The 876-nt window shown below is 45.7% G+C and carries 1 protein-coding gene and 1 pseudogene; both read right to left on the bottom strand.

The features are described from left to right. Window positions 1-532 (bottom strand): annotated as a pseudogene (locus tag R7Q46_RS25830) (serine dehydratase subunit alpha family protein); the annotation flags it as partial. A 15-nt stretch (window positions 533-547) separates the two neighbouring features. Beyond that, on the bottom strand, window positions 548-876 hold a 329-nt coding region (locus R7Q46_RS25825; protein WP_318078037.1), incomplete at its 5' end, for a Rid family detoxifying hydrolase.

Here is an 876-nt window from a genome sequence, read left to right as displayed (position 1 = left end):
AAATATCCACACCTTCACAAACAGAAGCGGTTGCAACGCGTTGCTGCGGTGGAGCATCAAAAATCACGTCGCCATTGCGCATGATCTGGATAATGTTGGTGTGACCGCCACTGATCGTGACCGAAACAACATCGTCACCAGAAGTGAGCGTTACGCTGCAATAAATGAATTCTTGCGTATCCATGCGCGCTACAGTTACCCGCTCTTCATCTATCAATTGTTGCGCAGCAGCGACATCCTGCTCATTAATCCGAGCCAACACTTCCAGTTCTGCTGTTGGGTCACCAGCTAATGCACCAACTGAGGCGGCAATTTTGAGGCCTATCTTGCCCGTTCCGGGTACGAAAACACCCATCGAGTTTTTAAATAGGTTGTCTGAAACACGCACCTCTATCGCATCAATATCGGATGTGCCTAACTCTTTTCTAGCAACTGCTGCCGCGTACGCAGCAGCAATGGGTTCTGTACATCCTAATGCAGGTTTCACAACTTGCTTGATGATTTGGATATATTGTGTCCATTGCTGGTTCATGCTCTGTTCTCCGTATTACTTTTTATGAGCAATCGCTTCGACTTCAATTAACACGCCAAGAGGCAAATCTTTCACTGCGAAGCAACTGCGTGCCGGACAATCTTGTTGGAAAAACTCTGCGTAGACCTTGTTAAACTCGGCAAAGTCATTAATATTCGATAGGTAACACGTTGTTTTTAAAACAGTATCGACACTGCCACCACCAGCCTCTAAAACGTGTTTCAAGTTAGTAAGAGATTGATGACTTTGTGCACTGATGCCGCCTTCAACTACTTTTCCTGTTGCCTTATCAACGGGTAATTGACCAGATGTAAAAATCAAATCGCCATAGCTAGTGCCATGTG

Source organism: Vibrio sp. 811, assembly GCF_033339195.1.
This window is presented reverse-complemented; position numbering and strand designations above follow the sequence as displayed.